The organism is Pseudocitrobacter sp. RIT415 (genome assembly GCF_003057695.2).
Taxonomy (GTDB): domain Bacteria; phylum Pseudomonadota; class Gammaproteobacteria; order Enterobacterales; family Enterobacteriaceae; genus Pseudocitrobacter; species Pseudocitrobacter faecalis.
The window spans coordinates 72,654-94,502 of the sequence record NZ_QBJC02000004.1 but is presented as its reverse complement, the minus strand read 5'-3'; the positions used below and the strand labels follow the sequence as shown (position 1 = coordinate 94,502).

General features: G+C 54.2%; 21 protein-coding genes. 12 read left to right on the top strand and 9 right to left on the bottom strand.

From position 1 onward, the window contains the following. Nucleotides 1-3: 3 nt before the first annotated feature. The 8 genes from mrdA (at nt 4) to lipA (ending at nt 8,946) form a co-directional block, all read left to right on the top strand. Nucleotides 4-1,905 carry a peptidoglycan DD-transpeptidase MrdA gene (mrdA, locus tag DBY68_RS05935; RefSeq protein WP_108473934.1) on the top strand — a complete coding sequence of 634 codons (1,902 nt, stop codon included), beginning with the start codon at nt 4-6 and terminating at the stop codon, nt 1,903-1,905. Nucleotides 1,906-1,907: 2 nt separating this feature from the next. Beyond that, nucleotides 1,908-3,020, top strand: coding sequence for a peptidoglycan glycosyltransferase MrdB (gene mrdB / locus DBY68_RS05930; RefSeq protein ID WP_108473935.1), 1,113 nt, complete (start codon nt 1,908-1,910; stop codon nt 3,018-3,020). Nucleotides 3,021-3,030: 10 nt separating this feature from the next. Further along, the gene (gene rlpA / locus DBY68_RS05925; RefSeq protein WP_108473936.1) at nt 3,031-4,131 is read left to right on the top strand and encodes an endolytic peptidoglycan transglycosylase RlpA; all 1,101 of its coding nucleotides are present in this window, start codon (nt 3,031-3,033) and stop codon (nt 4,129-4,131) included. Between the two features lie 145 nt (nt 4,132-4,276). Next, nucleotides 4,277-5,476 (top strand): D-alanyl-D-alanine carboxypeptidase DacA, encoded by a 1,200-nt coding sequence (dacA, locus tag DBY68_RS05920; protein WP_015965385.1) that lies wholly within the window; start codon nt 4,277-4,279, stop codon nt 5,474-5,476. Nucleotides 5,477-5,580: 104 nt separating this feature from the next. Continuing rightward, the gene (ybeD, locus tag DBY68_RS05915) at nt 5,581-5,844 is read left to right on the top strand and encodes a DUF493 family protein YbeD (protein WP_015965386.1); all 264 of its coding nucleotides are present in this window, start codon (nt 5,581-5,583) and stop codon (nt 5,842-5,844) included. Between the two features lie 91 nt (nt 5,845-5,935). After that, nucleotides 5,936-6,577, top strand: a complete 642-nt coding sequence (lipB, locus tag DBY68_RS05910; protein WP_108473937.1) for a lipoyl(octanoyl) transferase LipB — start codon at nt 5,936-5,938, stop codon at nt 6,575-6,577. 250 nt (nt 6,578-6,827) lie between these two features. Next, nucleotides 6,828-7,781, top strand: coding sequence for a YbeF family transcriptional regulator (locus DBY68_RS05905; RefSeq protein WP_108473938.1), 954 nt, complete (start codon nt 6,828-6,830; stop codon nt 7,779-7,781). Between the two features lie 199 nt (nt 7,782-7,980). Beyond that, nucleotides 7,981-8,946, top strand: coding sequence for a lipoyl synthase (gene lipA / locus DBY68_RS05900; RefSeq protein ID WP_108473939.1), 966 nt, complete (start codon nt 7,981-7,983; stop codon nt 8,944-8,946). 227 nt (nt 8,947-9,173) lie between these two features. Here lipA and tatE read toward each other — a convergent pair whose 3' ends face one another. Together tatE and DBY68_RS05890 are read right to left on the bottom strand one after the other, a co-directional pair. Then, a complete protein-coding gene (tatE, locus tag DBY68_RS05895) occupies nt 9,174-9,380 on the bottom strand; it encodes a twin-arginine translocase subunit TatE (RefSeq protein WP_108473940.1) in 207 nt (68 codons plus the stop codon). Nucleotides 9,381-9,507: 127 nt separating this feature from the next. Further along, complete coding sequence (locus DBY68_RS05890) at nt 9,508-10,296, bottom strand: deaminated glutathione amidase (RefSeq protein ID WP_108473941.1); 789 nt, start codon at nt 10,294-10,296, stop codon at nt 9,508-9,510. Nucleotides 10,297-10,389: 93 nt separating this feature from the next. Here DBY68_RS05890 and crcB point away from each other — a divergent pair, with 93 nt between their 5' ends. After that, complete coding sequence (gene crcB / locus DBY68_RS05885; protein ID WP_108473942.1) at nt 10,390-10,767, top strand: fluoride efflux transporter CrcB; 378 nt, start codon at nt 10,390-10,392, stop codon at nt 10,765-10,767. Between the two features lie 59 nt (nt 10,768-10,826). Here crcB and cspE read toward each other — a convergent pair whose 3' ends face one another. The 7 genes from cspE to DBY68_RS05850 form a co-directional block, all read right to left on the bottom strand. After that, a complete protein-coding gene (gene cspE / locus DBY68_RS05880) occupies nt 10,827-11,036 on the bottom strand; it encodes a transcription antiterminator/RNA stability regulator CspE (RefSeq protein ID WP_000034825.1) in 210 nt (69 codons plus the stop codon). Nucleotides 11,037-11,229: 193 nt separating this feature from the next. Next, nucleotides 11,230-11,799, bottom strand: coding sequence for a lipid IV(A) palmitoyltransferase PagP (gene pagP / locus DBY68_RS05875; protein WP_108473943.1), 570 nt, complete (start codon nt 11,797-11,799; stop codon nt 11,230-11,232). 155 nt (nt 11,800-11,954) lie between these two features. Beyond that, nucleotides 11,955-15,074 carry an efflux RND transporter permease subunit gene (locus tag DBY68_RS05870; RefSeq protein WP_108473944.1) on the bottom strand — a complete coding sequence of 1,040 codons (3,120 nt, stop codon included), beginning with the start codon at nt 15,072-15,074 and terminating at the stop codon, nt 11,955-11,957. Next, nucleotides 15,071-16,507: an efflux RND transporter periplasmic adaptor subunit gene (locus tag DBY68_RS05865; RefSeq protein WP_108473945.1), complete on the bottom strand. Its 1,437-nt coding sequence runs from the start codon at nt 16,505-16,507 to the stop codon at nt 15,071-15,073. Before DBY68_RS05865 ends, DBY68_RS05870 begins: the two co-directional genes overlap by 4 nt. Next, complete coding sequence (locus tag DBY68_RS05860) at nt 16,504-17,760, bottom strand: TolC family protein (protein WP_108473946.1); 1,257 nt, start codon at nt 17,758-17,760, stop codon at nt 16,504-16,506. The genes DBY68_RS05865 and DBY68_RS05860 overlap by 4 nt, the downstream gene beginning before the upstream one ends. Nucleotides 17,761-17,772: 12 nt before the next feature. Further along, on the bottom strand, nt 17,773-18,105 hold the full coding sequence (locus tag DBY68_RS05855; RefSeq protein ID WP_108473947.1) for a copper-binding protein: 333 nt from the start codon (nt 18,103-18,105) through the stop codon (nt 17,773-17,775). A 54-nt stretch (nt 18,106-18,159) separates the two neighbouring features. Beyond that, nucleotides 18,160-18,504, bottom strand: coding sequence for a DUF2946 domain-containing protein (locus DBY68_RS05850; protein WP_349254578.1), 345 nt, complete (start codon nt 18,502-18,504; stop codon nt 18,160-18,162). 382 nt (nt 18,505-18,886) lie between these two features. Between DBY68_RS05850 and dcuC the strand changes: the two genes are divergently transcribed. The 3 genes from dcuC to rnk all read left to right on the top strand — a co-directional run bounded on the left by dcuC (nt 18,887) and on the right by rnk (nt 21,723). Further along, a complete protein-coding gene (gene dcuC, locus DBY68_RS05845) occupies nt 18,887-20,257 on the top strand; it encodes an anaerobic C4-dicarboxylate transporter DcuC (RefSeq protein WP_108473949.1) in 1,371 nt (456 codons plus the stop codon). Between the two features lie 89 nt (nt 20,258-20,346). Then, a complete protein-coding gene (rna, locus tag DBY68_RS05840) occupies nt 20,347-21,153 on the top strand; it encodes a ribonuclease I (protein ID WP_108473950.1) in 807 nt (268 codons plus the stop codon). Between the two features lie 159 nt (nt 21,154-21,312). Further along, complete coding sequence (gene rnk / locus DBY68_RS05835) at nt 21,313-21,723, top strand: nucleoside diphosphate kinase regulator (RefSeq protein WP_108473951.1); 411 nt, start codon at nt 21,313-21,315, stop codon at nt 21,721-21,723. Nucleotides 21,724-21,849 lie beyond the last annotated feature (126 nt).

The window sequence follows — 21,849 nt, the reverse complement described above, 5'->3', positions numbered from 1 at the left end:
CGAATGAAACTACAGAATTCTTTTCGCGACTATTCGGCTGAGTCTGCGCTGTTTGTGCGCCGGGCGCTGGTCGCCTTTACGGGGATTTTGCTGCTTACCGGCGTGCTGATCGCTAACCTCTATAATCTGCAGATTGTCCGTTTTACCGATTATCAAACCCGTTCCAACGAGAACCGCATCAAGCTTGTGCCAATAGCGCCAAGCCGCGGCATTATCTACGATCGCAACGGTACCCCGCTGGCGCTCAACCGCACTATCTACCAACTGGAGATGATGCCGGAAAAAGTCGACAGCGTGCAGGACACACTCGAAGCGCTGCGCGGCGTAGTCGATCTCAACGATGATGATATCGCCAATTTCAAAAAGGAGCGTTCGCGCTCGCATCGTTTTACCTCTATCCCGGTGAAAACTAACCTGACGGAAGTGCAGGTGGCGCGCTTTGCGGTGAATCAGTACCGCTTCCCGGGCGTGGAGGTGAAAGGCTATAAACGCCGCTACTATCCGTTTGGTTCTGCCCTCACCCACGTCATCGGCTACGTCTCAAAAATTAACGATAAAGACGTTGATCGACTCGACAAAGACGGCAAACTCGCTAACTACGCGGCAACCCATGATATCGGAAAGCTCGGTATCGAACGCTATTATGAAGATGTGCTACACGGTCAGACCGGATATGAAGAAGTTGAGGTCAACAACCGTGGGCGCGTTATCCGACAGCTGAAGGAAGTGCCGCCGCAGGCCGGGCACGATATCTACCTGACGCTCGATCTTAAGCTGCAACAGTACATTGAAACGCTGCTGGCCGGCAGCCGTGCGGCCGTTGTGGTTACCGACCCACGCACCGGCGGTATTCTGGCGCTGGTTTCCATGCCAAGCTACGATCCAAACCTGTTTGTGGACGGTATCTCCAGCAAAGACTATTCCGGGTTGCTAAACGATCCGAATACACCGCTGGTTAACCGCGCCACCCAGGGCGTTTATCCTCCGGCCTCTACCGTTAAACCCTATGTGTCCGTATCCGCCCTCAGCGCAGGCGTGATAACCCGCAATACCAGCCTGTTTGACCCCGGTTGGTGGCAGTTGCCGGGCTCAGAAAAACGCTATCGTGACTGGAAAAAATGGGGGCACGGCCACCTCAACGTGACGAAAGCGCTGGAAGAATCCGCGGATACCTTCTTCTATCAGGTCGCCTATGACATGGGTATTGACCGCCTGTCCGAGTGGATGGGGAAATTTGGTTATGGCCATTACACGGGAATCGACCTTGCGGAAGAGCGTTCCGGTAACATGCCGACCCGCGAGTGGAAGCAGAAGCGCTTCAAAAAGCCGTGGTATCAGGGCGACACCATTCCGGTCGGTATCGGCCAGGGCTACTGGACGGCAACGCCGATTCAGATGAGCAAAGCGCTGATGATCCTGATTAACGATGGCGTCGTGAAAGTACCGCATCTGTTGATGAGCACCACCGAAGCCGGGAAACAGATCCCCTGGGAGCAGCCACATGAACCGCCGGTAGGCGATATTCATTCCGGTTTCTGGGAAATCGCCAAAGATGGAATGTATGGCGTCGCCAACCGTGGCAACGGTACTGCGCATAAATACTTTGCCAGCGCGCCGTATAAAATTGCGGCTAAGTCCGGTACCGCACAGGTATTCGGCCTCAAAGCGAATGAAACTTATAACGCGCATAAAATTGCCGAACGTCTGCGCGACCATAAACTGATGACCGCCTTCGCACCGTACAACGATCCGAAAGTTGCCGTTGCCATTATTCTGGAGAACGGCGGCGCAGGCCCGGCGGTGGGGACGATTATGCGTCAAATTCTCGACCACATTATGCTTGGCGATAACAACACCGAATTGCCAGCCGAAAATCCGGCCGCAACGGCGGCGGAGGACCAATAAACATGACGGATAATCCGAACAAAAAATCGCTGTGGGATAAAATCCACATCGATCCGGCCATGATGCTGATCCTGCTGGCGCTGCTGACCTACAGTTCGTTGGTCATCTGGAGCGCCAGCGGCCAGGACATCGGCATGATGGAGCGTAAAATCGGCCAGATTGCCATGGGTCTGGTGATCATGGTGGTGATGGCGCAAATCCCGCCGCGCGTGTATGAAGGATGGGCGCCCTGGCTCTATATCTTCTGTATTATTTTGTTGGTGGCGGTCGATGCTTTCGGTGCTATCTCTAAAGGCGCGCAACGTTGGCTCGATCTTGGTATTGTGCGCTTCCAGCCGTCAGAGATTGCCAAAATTGCAGTGCCCCTGATGGTTGCGCGCTTTATCAACCGTGATGTCTGCCCACCGTCGTTGAAAAATACGGGTATCGCGCTGATACTCATCTTCATGCCCACGCTGCTGGTCGCGGCGCAGCCTGACCTCGGCACGTCAATACTGGTTCTGCTCTCCGGTTTATTTGTGCTGTTCCTCTCCGGTCTGAGCTGGCGGCTTATCGGCATCGCCGTCGTTCTTATTGCCGCCTTTATTCCAATATTGTGGTTCTTCCTGATGCACGACTATCAACGTCAGCGTGTCATGATGCTGCTCGATCCGGAGTCAGATCCGCTTGGCGCGGGTTATCATATTATTCAGTCTAAAATTGCGATAGGCTCCGGCGGCCTGCGTGGGAAAGGCTGGCTGCACGGCACCCAGTCGCAGCTGGAATTTCTGCCTGAACGTCACACCGACTTTATCTTCGCCGTTCTGGCGGAAGAACTGGGGCTGATTGGCATTCTGGTTTTGCTGGCGCTGTACGTGCTGCTGATTATGCGCGGGCTGTGGATTGCCGCCCAGGCGCAAACCACCTTTGGCCGCGTCATGGCCGGTGGCCTGATGCTGATTTTATTCGTTTATGTCTTTGTAAATATTGGTATGGTAAGTGGCATCCTTCCGGTGGTGGGCGTTCCGCTACCGCTGGTCAGCTACGGGGGCTCGGCCCTTATTGTACTGATGGCCGGGTTCGGTATCGTCATGTCGATACACACCCACAGAAAAATGTTGTCGAAAAGCGTCTAAGAGGTGCTCAATGCAAAAGCTTTGGCTGGGGATCTGCATCGCAGCAGGATTGCTGGCAGGTTGTTCGAATGATGATGTGCAACAAAAAACCGTCACCGTTCCGCAGCCCGCAGTATGTAATGGCCCGATAGTGGAAATCAGCGGGGCCGATCCGCGCTTTGAGCCGCTGAGCGCCACCGCAAACCAGGATTACCAGCGCGACGGTAAAAACTACAAAATCGTGCAGGATCCTGCCAATTTCAGCCAGGCAGGTTTTGCCGCTATTTACGACGCGGAACCCGGCAGCAATCTGACGGCGACCGGCGAAACATTCGACCCGATGCAAATCACCGCCGCGCATCCTACGTTGCCGGTGCCGAGCTACGCGCGTGTCACCAACCTGGCGAATGGGCGTATGATCGTCGTGCGGATTAACGATCGCGGCCCATATGGCAACGATCGCGTGATTTCCCTCTCGCGCGCGGCAGCCGACCGTTTGAATACGTCGAACAACACCAAAGTGCGTATTGATCCGATTATCGTGGCCCAGGACGGCACGCTGTCGGGCCCGGGTATGGCCTGTACAACCGTGGCAAAACAGACCTACGCACTACCCGCGCGCCCGGATCTGAGCGGTGGATTAGGCAGCGCGTCATCAGCCCCGCAAGCGACTATGCCCCAGGGCGATGTGCGTGCCATCAGCAACGATACGCTAAAACCTGAAGATACCGCCGGTGCGCCTGTCAGCAGCAGTGGTTTCCTCGGCGCCCCTACCCCGCTCAACAACGGTGTACTGGAGAGCAGCGAGCCTACCCCGCCGGTGCAAACCGCCGCGCCGGTGACCGCGCCCGCAGCAACGCCAGCCCCTGCGGCCGTCGCCGCACCAGTGGCTGCGCCTGCCGCAACCGGTGACTTTGTGGTTCAGGTTGGTGCCGTCAGCGACCAGGCGCGCGCGCAACAGTATCAACAGCGTCTGAGCCAGCAATTCTCTGTGCCGGGACGCGTCACGCAAAACGGTGCTGTCTGGCGTATTCAGTTAGGCCCGTTCAGCAATAAAGGCGAAGCCAGCACCCTACAACAACGTTTGCAGAGTGAAGCCCAGTTGCAATCATTTATTACACGCGCCAACTAAGATGTAGCAGGCTTCCGATAGCGTTTGCTAATGAATGTAAAAGTCATTAACAAAGTCGTATGCGATGTCGGATGCCTGCCCGCAGTGCATTTGCTATAGTAAGGCACTTTTTTTAATTCCATAAACGGACGTCGTTGTTCTGACCATGAAGACCTCTCTTTCTGCTTGCTTACTTATCCCAGCGCTCTCAGTCGCCGTACTGACTTCCGCTGCCCATGCCGATGATTTAAACATCAAAACCATGATCCCAGGCGTACCGCAGATTGACGCGGAATCCTATATCCTGATCGACTACAACTCAGGTAAAGTTCTGGCGGAACAAAACGCTGACGCCCGCCGCGACCCGGCCAGTCTGACCAAAATGATGACCAGCTACGTTATTGGCCAGGCGATGAAAGCGGGTAAATTTAAAGAATCCGATCTGGTCACCATCGGCAACGACGCATGGGCGACCGGCAATCCGGTGTTCAAAGGCTCTTCGCTGATGTTCCTGAAACCTGGCATGCAGGTTCCTGTTTCTCAGTTGATCCGCGGAATCAACCTGCAATCCGGTAACGATGCCTGCGTGGCAATGGCCGACTTCGTGGCGGGCAGTCAGGATTCCTTCGTGGGCCTGATGAACAGCTACGTCAGCGCGCTGGGCCTGCAAAATACCCATTTCCAGACCGTTCACGGCCTGGATGCTGACGGTCAGTACAGCTCCGCACGCGATATGGCGAAAATCGGTCAGGCGCTGATTCGCGATGTGCCAAACGAATACACGATTTATAAAGAGAAAGAGTTCACCTTTAATGGTATTCGTCAAACCAACCGTAACGGCCTGCTGTGGGACAACAGCCTGAACGTTGATGGTATTAAAACCGGGCACACCGATAAAGCAGGCTACAACCTGGTGGCATCCGCGACCGAAGGGCAAATGCGTCTGATCTCTGCCGTAATGGGGGGGCGCACCTTTAAAGGGCGCGAAAGTGAAAGCAAAAAACTGCTGACCTGGGGTTTCCGCTTCTTCGAAACCGTCAGCCCGCTGAAAGCCGGTAAAGAGTTCGCCTCTGAGCCCGCCTGGTTCGGCGATAGCGATCGTGCTTCCCTCGGCGTGGACAAAGACGTTTACCTGACTATCCCGCGCGGTCGCATGAAAGACCTGAAAGCCAGCTATGTGCTGACCTCTACCGAACTGCACGCGCCGCTGCAGAAAAACCAGGTGGTCGGTACAATTAACTTCCAGCTGGACGGCAAAACGATTGAACAGCGTCCGCTGGTGGTGCTGCAGGAAATTCCGGAAGGTAACTTCTTCGGCAAAATCATTGATTACATTAAATTAATGTTCCATCACTGGTTTGGTTAAAAATCACCCACTTGAAAGTGTGATTTCGATCCCCATATACTATGTAACGTTAAACAACTCCCGCCTGTCCGGCGGGAGTTGTTCTTTTTACCACTGGAGCTGACATGAAAACCAAACTGAACGAACTGCTTGAATTCCCGACTCCCTTTACCTACAAAGTGATGGGTCTGGCGAAACCTGAGTTGGTTGACCAGGTGGTGGAAGTGGTACAGCGCCATGCGCCTGGTGATTACTCTCCGCAGATAAAACCGAGCAGCAAAGGCAACTACCACTCGGTGTCCATTACCATCAACGCGACGCATATTGAGCAAGTGGAGACGCTGTACGAAGAGTTAGGCAATATCGAAATTGTTCGTATGGTGCTGTAATCCCTGCCACGTTACCCGGCCTGCCGGGTAACGTTAATTGTTTGTGATATACTCCCCGTCCATGAATTCCCTTCTCTACGGAGATGCTGTTTTGGACACCAATACCCTTCTCATTCGCCAGCTTGGTTTACAGCCGTATGAACCCGTCTCCCAGGCCATGCATGAGTTTACCGATCAACGCGACGACACAACGCTCGATGAAATCTGGCTGGTAGAGCATCACCCTGTTTTTACTCAGGGCCAGGCCGGTAAAGCGGAGCACGTACTGGTGCCGGGGGATATCCCCGTCATTCAAAGCGACCGTGGCGGCCAGGTGACCTATCACGGGCCGGGCCAGCAGGTCATGTATGTGCTGCTGAACCTGAAGCGTCGTAAGCTTGGCGTGCGTGAGCTGGTGACGCTGCTGGAACAAACGGTCGTGAATACGCTGGCGGAATGCGGTATTGACGCGCATCCCCGTGCCGATGCGCCTGGCGTTTACGTGGGAGAGAAAAAAATCTGCTCCCTGGGGCTACGAATTCGTAAAGGGTGTTCGTTCCACGGCCTGGCACTGAATATTGCGATGGATTTATCCCCGTTCCTGCGCATCAATCCTTGCGGTTACGCCGGTATGGAGATGACGCAGGTTCAGCAGTGGAAAACAGATGCCACACCTGACAATATTTCGCCACTTTTAGTCTCACATTTTTTAGCCCTGCTAAACAATCCGCCACACGAATATATTCACGCTTAATCTCTTTTCGTCTCGGCCCGATAATATCATTGGGCTGAGAACATTTCCCGTTCTCTCTCTTTACAAGAATATAAAACTTCTATATTTTTCACTCATTGCACCGTTCAGAAATTAACACATCCGACTTTCGCAGTATCACAACCCATTGAATAAATGCGATTAAAATAAAATCAGCATTTTTCATCACCGATAATAATAATGACACAGGCAATAAGATATTCACACGGTGAATATATACAGGGCAAACAGAGTGGAATATCAGCGACCATTAAAAGACAAATCACCGACACGTATCAAAAATGATTCAACCCAGCTTTTCCGCACCTTACGTAATATTGATCTTAATTTGCTGACAATTTTTGAAGCGGTCTATGTGCATAAGGGTATTGTTAATGCCGCAAAGGTGTTGAATATCACACCGTCTGCCATCAGCCAGTCGATTCAAAAACTGCGTGGACTGTTTCCTGACCCGCTGTTTGTCCGTAAAGGCCAGGGCGTGACGCCAACGGCCTATGCCACTCACCTGCATGAATATATTAGCCAGGGGCTGGAGTCGATACTTGGCGCGCTGGATCTTACTGGCAGTTACGATAAACAACGTATCCTCACCATTGGGACGACGCCCTCTGTTGGGGCGCTTGTCATGCCTGCAATTTACCAGGCCATAAAAGAACGCTTCCCGCAGATTCTGGTACGTAATATTGCCGTCAACGACACAGAAAACCAGCTTAGTCAGTTCCAGACGGATTTGATCATCGATAGTCATGCTCAGACAATGCCAGCGCTATACAGCCACACTCTTTTCCGCGACCCGCTGGTAGTGGTCTGTCGCCATGGGCACCCCATCTTACAGCAACCGATCACGCTGTCATTGTTGAAGGCATATGAATATACGCTGCTGACGCCCGATGGCAGCAGCCACAGCAGCCTGCATAAACGCATCCATGAAATGCTGCCAGACCGACAGGTGAGTTTCAGCAGTTACAATTTATTCACCATTGCATCACTGATTGGCGGCAGCGACCTGTTGGGGATCATGCCGCGCCGGTTCTTCTCTCTTTATCGCCAGTGCTGGCCGCTGACGAGCATTGATTTTGCCCCTATTCAGCAAGAAGAAGTTGAATTTTCATTGCATTACAACAAACTCAGCCTGCGGGATCCGGTTTTGCAGGGTGTCATTGATGTCATTCGTCAGGCATTCTGAACACGAAAAGAGCCAGTCCGTCCGATAACTAAAAAGCATAAAACAACAACTATTTTACAATTTGCCGCACTGGCAGGCTGCTTTGACACCCGTTTCAATGGTATACTGCTTACAATGAATTCAAAAATAGTTGATAAATGCAACATTTCATTGAATTGAAACGCTTTCCTTAAAGACTCGCAACTGGAACACGCATGCTATGAGTAAACCCATTGTGATGGAACGCGGTGTTAAGTACCGCGACGCCGATAAAATGGCACTTATCCCGGTCAAAAACGTGGCCACCGAGCGCGAAGCGCTGCTACGCAAACCCGAGTGGATGAAAATCAAACTTCCGGCGGACTCCTCCCGTATTCAGGGCATCAAAGCGGCGATGCGCAAGAATGGCCTGCACTCTGTTTGTGAAGAAGCCTCTTGCCCGAACCTGGCGGAATGTTTTAACCACGGCACTGCGACATTCATGATTCTGGGTGCGATCTGTACGCGTCGTTGCCCGTTCTGTGACGTTGCCCACGGTCGCCCGATTGCTCCGGATGCCAACGAACCGGGTAAACTGGCGCAAACCATCGCCGACATGGCGCTGCGTTATGTTGTGATTACCTCAGTTGACCGTGATGACCTGCGCGACGGCGGTGCCCAGCACTTTGCCGATTGCATCAGCGCCATCCGCGAGAAAAGTCCTGCGATCAAAATTGAGACACTGGTTCCTGACTTCCGTGGTCGCATGGATCGCGCGTTAGAGATCCTGACGGCAACCCCGCCGGATGTCTTTAACCACAACCTGGAAAACGTGCCGCGTATTTATCGCCAGGTGCGTCCGGGCGCGGACTACAACTGGTCGCTGAAGCTGCTGGAACGCTTTAAAGAAGCGCACCCGGAAATCCCAACCAAATCTGGCCTGATGGTCGGCCTGGGTGAAACCAACGCGGAAATCATCGAAGTGATGCGCGACCTGCGCAGCCATGGTGTCACCATGCTGACCCTGGGACAGTATCTGCAACCGAGCCGCCATCACCTGCCGGTACAGCGTTATGTCAGCCCGGATGAGTTTGAAGAGATGAAAGCGGAAGCGCTGGCGATGGGCTTCACCCACGCCGCGTGTGGCCCGTTCGTTCGTTCCTCCTATCACGCCGATCTGCAGGCGAAAGGGATGGAAGTGAAATAAACACAGGCGCTGCGTTTAACGAAGCCGTTGCCTTTAAGCAGCGGCTTTTTTATATCGGCATTAGAAACATCTGATTGCAACTTAATACCTTTCGTCATATTTCAGACATCAAAAAAGGCCAATGCGTCTCCGCGTTGGCCCTTTTTTACAGGCAGCTATCGCCCGTTATAAAGCATGCATCTGCTTAACGCAGAATTTGTCCGCACGCCTTATACAATGTCTGCTGCTTACTCTTTGTGAGAGAGTTTTTCCGCCGGGATGTCATCCGCATCAACGCTTTTCTTCGCGCTGACGTCATCCTCGTTCATGGCTTTCTTGAAGCCCTTGATTGCTGAGCCCAGGTCACCGCCCAGCGTACGTAATTTTTTGGTACCAAACACCAGAATAATCAGCGCTGCGACAACCAGCAGTTTGGTAATACTAATCTCACCCATAGATACCTTCTTCTCTAAAACAGGCTGCAAAATGCGTTAAATGACCATAGCGTATTAACGGTCATCTTACCGCGCGCACACAATAGCAATCTGTAACAAGGTGAATCAAGTGTTGTTTAAAAAAACGTCACAGTAATTGCGGTAGCGCAAAGCGGCGGTTAGTTAATACCGGTAATTGTGCGCGAACCTCTTTCACCTGCTGTTCAAAGACTTCTGCCATTATAAGTTGCGGCGTCGCCCCGGCACCGGCAAGCGTGACGCCTAAAGGGTCGATAATACGGCTCTGGCCAATATTCCGACTGCCGCATTCGCCCGAAGCGACGATATAGCAGGTCGTATCCAGCGCGCGTGCGGCCAGAAGCGTTGACCAGTGGTGCTCCTTCAGCGGCCCTCGCACCCATGCCGCCGGTAACACCAGCAGATTTGCCCCCTGAAGTGCCAGGCTCAATGCCAGTTCCGGAAAACGCAGATCGTAGCAGGTCATTAACCCCACGCGCATTTCGCCCACTTCAAGCAGCGGTGGTAGTACATCACCGGCATCCACAAGCCTCGACTCCTGCACGTTGAACGCGTCATAGAGGTGCAGCTTCTGGTAGTGCGCAATCACTTCTCCGCCACGCAGCGCCACCAGCGTATTCATCGCCCTGCCCGCCGTAGAAGGCACGTGCAGCGTCAGAATGGTCGTCAGGGTATCCTGACGACTCTGAGTCTTCAGTAGCTCCATAAAGCCGCCATCAAGCGTCTGAGCGGATTTCACGCTGAGATCCGGGTCGGCGGTATCACGCGCCAGCAATGCTTCAGGCAGAACCAGCAATGACACACCACGTTCAGCTGCCGTGCGCATCAACGCGACGCACTCCTGTGCATTGGCCTGCCAGTCGGCAGAAACGCTAAATTGACCCGCTGCGACCCACATATAACGCCCTCTTTATTACATTGTTTCTGGCAAGATTAGCAGCTTCGACGCTAAACTCACCCCATTCGATAGTTTGAAAACAGGAATAATCAGGTGTTCAACGTTCTCCTGGCCGTTTTTATCGGCGGCGGTACCGGTAGCGTCGCGCGCTGGATGCTCAGCACCCGGCTCAACCCAATGCATCATGCACTGCCGATTGGCACGTTAACAGCAAACCTGCTGGGCGCGTTTATCATTGGGGCGGGGCTGGCGTGGTTTAACCGAATGACGCATATCGATCCGATGTGGAAACTGCTTATCACCACAGGGTTCTGCGGCGGTTTAACCACCTTCTCAACCTTTTCAGCGGAAGTGGTCTTTCTGTTACAGGCGGGGAAGCCGGGATGGGCGCTGCTGAATATCGCGGTAAATCTGCTGGGCTCCTTTGCGATGACCGCCCTGGCCTTCTGGCTGTTTAACGCCAGCCGCTAAATAGGCGAAAAAAAACCCGCGATTAAGCGGGTTTTGAATTCTGACTGCTAATGCGCTGATTACAGAGCGATTACGTTAGCAGCAGAAGGGCCTTTGGCACCGTTAGTGATTTCGAACTCTACACGCTGACCTTCAGCCAGAGTTTTGAAACCATTGGTCTGGATTGCAGAGAAGTGTACGAACACGTCTTTGCTGCCATCTTCCGGAGTAATGAAACCGAATCCTTTGGACTCATTAAACCACTTAACGTTACCTTTAATCTTAGACATCAAAATTACCTTTATATGAAAAAACGACACAAATGCTGTGTCAGGTATCAGTACAACAATAATGCTGCGTTTTGTCTAGTGCAGGTTAGCTAAAAAGTGATAAATGTCTCTAACTTTTATACGGGGGTTGACTTTAATTCGAGTTTGTTAGCAACCCAGTCAACCCCACTGCTTCCGTGCGCAAAACCAGGGGTTAAAACTGGAAGCGCATCCAGGCAAAGTACACGTTACCGTTGTTGTAGGTGCCCGGAATGTAGGTCATCTGGAACGTGGCCGGGCCATAGCCGATTGACGCCATCGGCAGCAGCACCGGAATCGGCACATAGTTGTAGTTATCACGCGCCGTTACCCCAACTGTGTAACCGAGCCCCAGACGGAAATTATCGTCGGTCAGCGGTCGCCAGGTTTTCTCCCAGCCGTAGCCGCCAATGGGCTCCCATTTGTTCCAGGAGTCTTTAAACGCCATCAGATAGATGCCGTGCCAGTTTCCTTTTTCATCCCAGCGAGAGACACCGAAACCCGCGCCCCATGGACGCTCGTTGTAACGGTCGGTCTTCTCTTTATCGTAGGCAAAGCGCGCATGCCAGGTGATGGCCGGAACATAGAGATCGTAATGTTGAGGTTCATCCCAGGTTTGCGCAATATTATCGTTGAGCGTGGAGAAGCCGTTGCGCACCGTTTCGGTAAATGAGGCATTCGCCGCAGGCAGAATGCAGAGTTGAGCCGCAATTAGCGCAGCCACTAAATAAATTCGTTTGAGCATTAACACGTTAGCATTACCAAATCTTATTACATAATGGAAATAGCGTACCAATGCTAACCTTAATCAAGGCTTAACAATATCGGGTAATTCTTTATTTTAGGGTAATTCTGAGTAAAGAAAGTAAAGTAATTAAGCACCCCGCAGGGTGCTGATATTCATTGTTTACGGTGAATGATGCGATAGAGCGCGGGAATAACCAGCATCGAGAGTAACGGCGCGGAAATCATCCCGCCGATCATTGGTGCGGCAATGCGGCTCATCACTTCCGAACCCGTACCGCTACCCCACATGATAGGCAGCAGGCCAGCCATGATGGTCGCGACCGTCATCACTTTAGGGCGCACACGTAGCACCGCGCCCTCATGAATCGCGCGCATTAATCGCGGTGTACCGCCATCAGGATCGAGCTTTCGATGTTTCTCAAGCGCATGATTTAAATAAAGCACCATAATCACGCCAAATTCCGCCGACACGCCAGCAAGGGCAATAAATCCTACCGCACCGGCCACCGAGAGATTATACCCCAACAGCCATAACAGCCAGACGCCGCCAATCAGCGAAAAGGGAAGTGTTCCCATTATCAGTAATACATCTGAAATACGTCTGAAGGTGAGCCAAAGTAGTGTAAAAATAATCACTAAGGTTACCGGAAGCACTATTTTCAGTTTCGCCGTGGCGCGTTCAAGATATTCAAATTGCCCGGACCAGGAGAGCGTTACCCCCTGCGGCAAGGTCACCTGTTGCGCAACACGCTGCTGCATCTCATCCACCGCCGATTTCAGGTCACGCCCGCGTAAATCGACATAGATCCAGTTCGACAGTCGCGCATTTTCGCTTTTCAGCATCGGTACGCCTTCGGTGATACGGATATCCGCCAGTTCGCTGAGCGCCACCTGGTTCCCATTTGCTGTCACTACCGGCATTGCCCGCAGTTTGTCGATATTATCGCGCCATTCGCGTGGATAACGGATGTTAATCGGGTAGCGTTCACGCCCTTCGATAGTTTGACCGACGTTTTCGCCGCCCACCAGCGTCGACACCAGCGATTGCAGCTCTTTCACCGACACGCCATAGCGCGCCGCCTGCTGGCGGTTGATCGCGATATCGACATACCGCCCGCCGGAAAGCCGCTCCGCCAGCGCGGAAGTTACACCCGGCACGCCTTTTACCACCTGTTCGATTTCGCGGGCGACACGTTCGATATCCGCGAGATTGTTGCCGTTTACTTTGATCCCCACCGGGCTCTTGATGCCGGTTGCCAGCATATCAAGACGGTTGCGAATCGGCGGTACCCAGACGTTGGCAATCCCCGGTACTTTCACCGTTTTATCCAGCTCCTCAATCAGTTTGTCCGGCGTCATGCCCGGTCGCCACTGGTCGCGAGGCTTGAACTGAATGGTGGTTTCCAGCATGGTCAGCGGCGCAGGGTCGGTCGCCGTTTCCGCGCGTCCGGCCTTACCGAATACACTGGCCACTTCCGGCACACTTTTAATCAGCCGATCGGTTTGCTGCAGCAGGCGGCTCGCTTCACGTGCAGAAATGCCCGGCAGCGTAGACGGCATATAGAGCAAATCTCCCTCGTCGAGCGGCGGCATAAATTCGCTGCCCAGTTGGCTTAGCGGCCAGAGCGTAACACCCAGCAGCAGCAACGCCAGCGCCAGCGTGGCCTTTGGCCAGGCCAGCACCTTATCAAGCAGCGGTTCATAGGCGCGAATCAGCCAGCGGTTGATCGGGTTAGATTGCTCATCGGGAATTTTCCCGCGAATAAAATAGCCCATCAACACCGGTACTAAGGTGATGCCGAGCCCCGCCGCCATTGCCATCGCCCAGGTTTTGGTGAACGCCAGCGGCGCGAACATCTTCCCTTCCTGCGCTTCCAGTGAGAAGACGGGAATAAACGACAGCGTGATGATCAACAGGCTGCAAAACAGCGCGGGCCCCACTTCGGTAGCCGCTTGCCCGGCAATGTGCCAGTAATCGGGGCCGGACGGCGTTTTATCGGGATGATCGTGCCGCCACTGCTCCAGCACTTTATGCATGTTTTCGATCATCACGATCGCCGCGTCCACCATGGCACCGATGGCAATCGCGATCCCGCCCAGCGACATAATGTTGGCGTTGATCCCCTGATAGTGCATGACGATGAACGCGCCAAGTATGCCCAGCGGTAGCGAGACAATCGCCACCAGCGCCGAGCGGAAATGAAACAGAAACAACGTACACACCAGAGCGACAACGATAAACTCTTCAATCAGCTTATGGGTTAACGTTTCGATCGCGTGGTCGATAAGCTGCGAACGGTCGTAAACCGGGACGATCTCCACCCCTTCCGGCAAGGTTTTTTGCAGCGACTGAAGTTTCGCTTTCACGTCCATAATGGTCTGACGGGCATTCTTGCCATAACGCATGATGATAATGCCGCCGGCCACTTCCCCCTCGCCGTTAAGCTCCGCGACGCCGCGCCGAATTTCCGGCCCCATCCGCACATCGGCGACATCGGCCAGCAGCACCGGCACGCCATCACGGCTGGTCACCACCACCTTGCGGAACTCATCAAGCGAATGCAGATAACCGGTGGTGCGCACCATGTATTCCGCTTCACCCATCTCCATCAGTGCGCCGCCGCCCTCCTGGTTGGCAGATTTCAGCGCATCGACAATTTGCTGATGCGTCACGTTTAGCGCCCGCATCCGCGTCGGATCGGCTATCACCTGATACTGGCGCACCATCCCACCGACGCTGGCGACTTCCGAAACATTAGGCACGGTTTTCAGTTCGTACTTCAGCGTCCAGTCCTGGAGCGCACGCAGATCCGCAAGGCTGTGTTTGCCGGTACGGTCAACCAGCGCATACTCGTAAATCCAGCCCACGCCCGTGGCATCCGGCCCTAATGCGACCGTGACGCCCTCCGGCATTTGCGCCTGAATCTGACTCAGATACTCCAGCACGCGCGAACGCGCCCAGTAGAGGTCGGTACCATCTTCAAACAACACGTACACATAGGCGTCGCCAAACATCGAAAAGCCACGCACCGTCTTCGCGCCAGGCACCGAAAGCATGGTGGTGGTAAGAGGATAAGTGACTTGATCTTCAATAATCTGCGGCGCTTTTCCCGGATAACTGGCACGGATAATCACCTGCACATCAGAGAGGTCCGGCAGCGCATCCAGCGGCGCGCGTTGCACCGCCCAGGCGCCCCACAGCGCCATCCCCAGCGCCGCGAAAATCACCAGCAGGCGATTACGCAACGCGGCACGAATCACGGCGGCAATCATTTCTCGCCTCCCGTCATTGGCATCCATTGTGAAATCAGCGGCCCCTGCGCATCATCCAGCGTAAAGTGGAACATGATGTTATCGCCGGTTTTTGGTTTTGCCGCACTGGCGTCGAGGGTGAAATCCATAGTCATCGCGCCCCAGTGCAGTTCAGGAATGGGCTGGTGCGACAGCGTTACCGTGTTCCCTTCGATAGCCTTGACGACGCCGTTGCCGACATACTCTTGCGCCTTTTTCGTTTCCTGCGGCAAGGCGCTACGCAGGCTGGCTTCGGAGTCAATCAGGAACTGACCGGAGGTCACCACCTTATCGCCCTCTTTCAGCCCCTCTTTGACTTCCGTCCAGCCGTTGGCGGTTACCCCGGTGGTGACGCGCGCGGGTGCAAAATGCCCGTCGCCGGTAGCGACAATCACCCGATTTTCACTGCCGGTGGCAATCAGCGCTTCCTCCGGAATAGCCAGCACCGGCGGCTGCGCGGATTCATCCTGCAAACGCACGGTTAAAAACATGCCGGGCTTCAGTTTGTGCTGCGGGTTATCCAGCACAATGCGCGCCTTCAGCGTGCGCGTGCTGGCTTCCATCTGCGGCAGCAGTTCACTTACCTTGCCGTGGAACGGCTCGCCAGGCCAGCCGTCAGCGCTCGCCACAACATCGCTTCCCGGTATCAGACGTTGCGCCTGGGTTTGTGGATAATCAATCACCACCCATACCGGGTCCTGGCTTGCCAGTTCAAACAACGGCGCGGTGGCGGTCACCTGCGCGCCTTCACGCGTATCAAGCTTCGACACGTACCCCTCTTGCTCAGCACGTAACACCATCCGCGACTGCGGTTTGCCGCTGCGTTCTACCTGGCGAATGACGGATTCGGGCATAAACGTCAGCGTCAGGCGCTCGCGAGCGGCACGGCTCAATGCGGCATCGCCCAGTTGACGTACGGCCAGATACTCCTGCTGTGCCGCCGTCCATTCGGGGATCCACAACTGCGCCAGCGGCTCACCGGCTTTCACCCATTGCTGCGGGGCGCGAACGAACAATTTCTCGACGACGCCGTTGGCCGGAGACGGAATAATTTGCAGGCTACGCTCATCGGTGGTGACCGTCGCAAACGCGGAAAAAGGCTGAACCAGCGCGCGTTTTTCCACACTGCCGATTCGCATGCCGAGACTTTGCTGCTGTTGCGGGCTAATGCTAACGCCGCCGTTATCCGGCGTTTCATCGGCATAACGCGGCACCAGTTGCATATCCATAAACGGTGATTTCCCCGGCTTATCAAAGCGCTGGCCGGGGACCATCGGGTCATACCAGTAGAGCACTTTGCGCGCGGGAGATTCAGTAGCAGGGGCATCTGCCACTGGGTTACGATGTCCGGCGTAATAGCCCGCGCCCGCCGCCACCGCGGCCACAATCGCCAGGGTCAGTAAGTTCTTGTTCATAACGCCAGCTCCTGTGGAATCAAATAGTGAATGGCCGCCCAGGTCCGGGCGACCTCGCGCTCGGCCTGACTGGTGGCGAGGGTGCTGTCCAGCACATCGCGACGCGCGGCAAGTAAAGAAGGAAGGTCAGACTGCCCGGCGCGATACTGGGCAGTCAGTAAGGAAAGGCGCTGCTGCTGAAGTGGTAGTGTTTCATCGCGCAGGCGCAACCAGATATTTTGCGCGGCCTGATAGTCGGCAATCAGCGAGCTGACCTGGGCGGCATGATCGCGTTCCGTCAGCGAAAGCTGATCGTTCGCCTGCATCGTGCGAGAGACATCTGCCGCGTAATCTTTATCCTGGCGTTTATCCTTAAACAGCGGCAAATCCACGGTAAACATCACCCCCGCCATATCGTCATATCCTTCCGAGCGATGACCGTAATACACCTCGACATCGACATCGGGGATGGCCGCCACCGCGGATTGCGCCGAACGCGCTTTAGCTTCGTTGGCTTCCCGCGCGGCGGCAATCACTTCCGGGTGTTGATCCACGCCGGCCAGCAACGTGGCTTCATCCGCAGGCAAACGCTGATACGGCGGCAACGTGCCGGAAACTGATTCGATCGGCTGACCGGTAAACTTCATCAGTTTTGCCCGCGCCACCTGTACATCACGCTCCGCCAGCGTAACGTTATTGCGCATTGCGTTCAGCGTGACTTTAAGCGCCAGTACGCTGTCCGGCGCGGCGGTTCCGCTGCCGACGCTGGCGCGCTGCGTACCCTGTTGTCGCTCGGTTTCCGCCACCAGCTTTTTGGCCGATTGCAGCGCTTTTTCCGAGAGCGCGAGGTCGAGCCACGCCTGCGCGGTATCGCGTTGCAGCGCGGCGCGAATCGCTTCTGATTTCGCGCTAACGCTTTGCGCCTGCGCCTGCAACGTCTGCGCCTTGCGTTCGCGTTTTTCAGCGCTGACGTAGCGCTGCATAATGCCCACGCGCTGCATGGTCATCCCTTCGCGTGTCAGACGTTGGTTATTACTGCCCTGTACCGGAACGTTTTCAATGCCAAATTTCAGTTTCGGATCCGGCAATTCTCCTGCGGAGTCGGCCATATTCTCCAGCGCCCTCGCTTCATTGCGGTTCGCGGAAAGTTCAGCGGAATAGCGCTGGGCTTGCGACAGGGTTTGCGTGAGCGTCCATGACTCCGCCTGCACGGCGGAGCCAAAAAGCCCAAGCAACACCCCGCCGAGCCAGAGGCTCAACGTGTGTTGTTTCATATCACCTCCGGCTTAGCGGTGCGGATTCAGGGAGACAATCTGGTAACCGCCCTCACCTTCGGTGAAGGTGAAATCCACCTCCTCGCCCACGCGTTGCGCGGTCACAGGATGGCTTGTCGGTTGCGCAAATTGCATCGTCATCGCAGGCCAGTTCAGCGCGGGGATAGGATGATGGGCAATAGTAATGGTAGTGGGGGTCACTTTTTTGATAATGCCTTCCCCCTGCCAGCTGGCGGCGGAGGGCATTGTCATGGTGGTGTGCGCGCTCATATCGTGCGCGGAAACGGAAAAAGCGGATACAGCAAACAGTACGCCAGCCAGCGCACGGGAGAAAATTGCAGACATAGTAAACTCCTGATAATCGTTAATGAATTGATAGTTAAACGGATTATCAGGTTTCTATTCGCGGAACCGGCAAAAACGAATCGTTGCCGGCGGCCCTACGGCGGGAGGTGCCAGTGACCACGCATCTTCCTGGACGGCTTCACAGGTCGGCATAACCAGCGCAAGGCTGGAAGCCACCGGAATCGCGACTAAAGAGGCGTTATCGAGCGTTTTCTGCGAGGAGTCGGGCACACAGTGCTGCCCACACAGCGACATATTGGTTTCGGTCGCATGGGATGACATCTGGTGATCCATATGCTGGATCATCGCCGTCTCCCCCGCCGGGCTTAACTGACAGTCATGAGAAGCAATCGCCACCTGGCACTGGATAAACCAAAAACCGAACGCGAGCAGAAGCATCAGAAAATGTTTTCTGATGAAGCGTAAGCGCCAGTTCCAGGATGCGTACATAATCACGATTCAGTTAATGAAAGTAACCGGAGTATACGCAGGCAATATTCGCGAAATAAAGTCTTTTTTAATTGCTTTACGATTCAACAAACTGGAAATAATTATAACAATTAATTCACTTATCGCTTTCACAGTCCTCCTGCCCCACTATAATTAAACGGTTTGCAGCTTTGTGATTTACTCGATCAATTGCCTGTTGTATTACTACAAATAATCATTTTATTGATTTCCATCAGCAAGTATTGCCGCTTATTTCGGCACATTCCCGTTATTATTCTTTTTTATGCGTCATTTGTAGCGCATATTTTCGACAATGGTGACAGGTATAAATATGTTAACGGCATTTGAGCTCCTGATAGGGGTCGTGGTCATTGTAGGCGTTGCCCGCTATATCATTAAAGGCTTCTCCGCCACGGGCGTCTTGTTCGTCGGCGGGATTGTATTGCTGATCGCCAGCGCACTGATGGGCCATAAAGTGTTACCGGCCAGCGAAGCAAGCACCGGTTATTCCGCGACCGACATCGTTGAATATATTAAAATCCTGCTGATGAGCCGCGGCGGCGACCTCGGCATGATGATCATGATGCTGTGTGGTTTTGCCGCCTACATGACGCATATTGGTGCCAACGACATGGTCGTGAAGCTGGCCTCAAAACCGCTGCGTTATATTAACTCACCCTATTTACTGATGATTGCCGCCTATTTCGTCGCCTGCCTGATGTCGCTGGCCGTATCGTCCGCAACAGGTCTTGGCGTATTGTTAATGGCGACGCTGTTCCCGGTGATGGTTAACGTCGGCATTAGCCGCGGTGCGGCTGCCGCGATTTGCGCCTCCCCGGCGGCGATTATTCTTTCCCCTACCTCCGGCGATGTCGTGCTGGCGGCAAAAGCGGCAGAGATGCCGTTGATTGATTTTGCCTTTAAAACGACGCTTCCAATCTCCATCGCCGCGATTATCGCCATGGCGATTGCCCACTTCTTCTGGCAGCGCTATCTCGATAAAAAAGAGAATGTGTCTCATGAAATGCTCGATGTGAATGAAATCACCACCACCGCACCGAGCTTCTACGCCATTCTGCCGTTCGCGCCGATTATTGGCGTACTGATTTTCGACGGTAAATGGGGCCCGCAGCTGCACATTATTACCATTCTGGTTATCTGCATGCTGCTGGCAGCGGTGCTGGAATTTTGCCGCAGTTTCAACACGCAAAACGTGTTCTCTGGCCTGGAAGTGGCCTATCGCGGAATGGCAGACGCCTTTGCAAGCGTGGTGATGTTGTTAGTCGCAGCGGGTGTCTTTGCGCAGGGGCTGAGCACGATCGGCTTTATCGATAGCCTGATCTCCATCGCCACCTCGTTCGGTTCCGCCAGCATTATTCTGATGCTGGTGCTGGTGGTGTTGACCATGCTGGCGGCGATGACCACCGGTTCCGGGAACGCGCCGTTTTATGCATTCGTCGAAATGATTCCTAAGCTTGCGCACACTTCAGGTATCAACCCGGCTTATCTTTCCATTCCGATGCTGCAGGCCTCCAACCTTGGCCGTACCATCTCCCCGGTTTCCGGCGTGGTGGTTGCAGTGGCCGGGATGGCGAAAATCTCGCCGTTCGAAGTGGTAAAACGCACCTCCGTTCCGGTGCTGGTTGGCCTGGTCGTGGTGATCATCGCGACCGAAATCTTGGTGCCGGGCAGCGCGCTGTAAGTATTCGCTAAACTGATAAAAGGCGTCTAACGACGCCTTTTTTATGTTTTAATAATTGCCTTGAATCGTTAACACCCCGGATACGTACTATGTTCAGGAAGGATCTTCTGGCCGGATGCGTCGGCACCCTGCTGCTCGTCGCGCAAAGCGCCAGCGCCGCCCCCCTCACGCCCTCGCAATATGGCGATTTTGACCGTTATGTGCTGGCGCTTTCGTGGCAAACCGGTTTTTGTCAGAGCATGAACGACAGAAATCGCAAAGAGCCGCAGGAGTGCAAAATCCAGAAAGAGACGGCGAATAAAGCCGACCACCTCACCGTCCATGGTCTCTGGCCGGGGCTGCCAAAATCCATCGCCTCTCGCGGCGTGGATGAAGGCCGCTGGATGCGCTTTGGTTGCGCGACGCGCCCGATTCCGAACATGCCGGAAGCCAAAGGCAGCAGAAAATGCTCTGCCCCTGAAACCGGTTTATCGCTGGAAATGGCGAACAAGCTGAACGGCGTGATGCCCGGCAGCGGCGGAAAATCCTGCCTTGAGCGTTATGAATATGCCAAACACGGTGTCTGTTTTGGTTTCGACCCGGATGCATATTTTGGCACCATGGTGCGCCTGAACAGCGAAGTGAAAGCCAGTGCGCTGGGGCAATTTTTAGCCGCTAATTATGGGCAAAAAGTGAAGCGCAGCGATTTTGATGCCGCCGTCGCCAGCGCCTTTGGCAAGGAGAACGTCAAAGCGTTTAAGCTGACCTGTAATGGCAACCCGGGCTATCTCACAGAGATGCAAATTTCACTAAAAGCCGGGAACATCAATGCCCCACTTTCTCCCGCGTCGTTCCTGCCTCAGCCGCACCCAGGTAACTGTGGTAAACAGTTTGTGCTGGATAAAGTGGGATACTGACAATAATCGCGATAAATCGATAATTTTCAGTGATTGAATGTGCGTTGTATCACTTCAAACCTGATGATTGAATGCGTATGATAGAGTGAGATTAACCCTTGCCGCTGGCGGTGAGGGTTTTCTTTTGGAAAGACGTATCTGGAACGACATGGAGTAACTATGACCAGACCTGCCATCATCATTAATGAGTTCGATGCGGAGCGTATCGACAGACTGCTGGAACTGCCTGCTTACGCAAACTCTCCGGTGGCTGGCGCGCTGAATGAAGAACTGGACCGCGCGCAAATGTGCCCGCCGGAACAGGTTCCGCCTGATGTCGTAAGCATGAACAGCCAGGTGAGATTTCGCGATCTGACCAGCGGCGAAGAGCGCGTGCGAACGCTGGTATTTCCTACGCAAATGACAGACAGCAACACGCAGCTTTCCGTGCTGGCCCCTGTGGGCGCGGCGCTGATTGGCCTGCGCGTCGGCAGCACCATTCACTGGGAGCTCCCCGGCGGCGCATCCACGCATCTGGAGGTGCTGGAACTGCTCTACCAGCCGGAAGCAGCCGGTGATTACCAACGCTAAGCGCGATGAATTAAGAGGATGCCCCGGCATCCTCTTTCTGTATCTGGTGACATTGAAAAAACTTTACACCCATCCACACAGCGAACGAGAAATTTGCGATATCAATGACAAACTAAAACGTCGTAA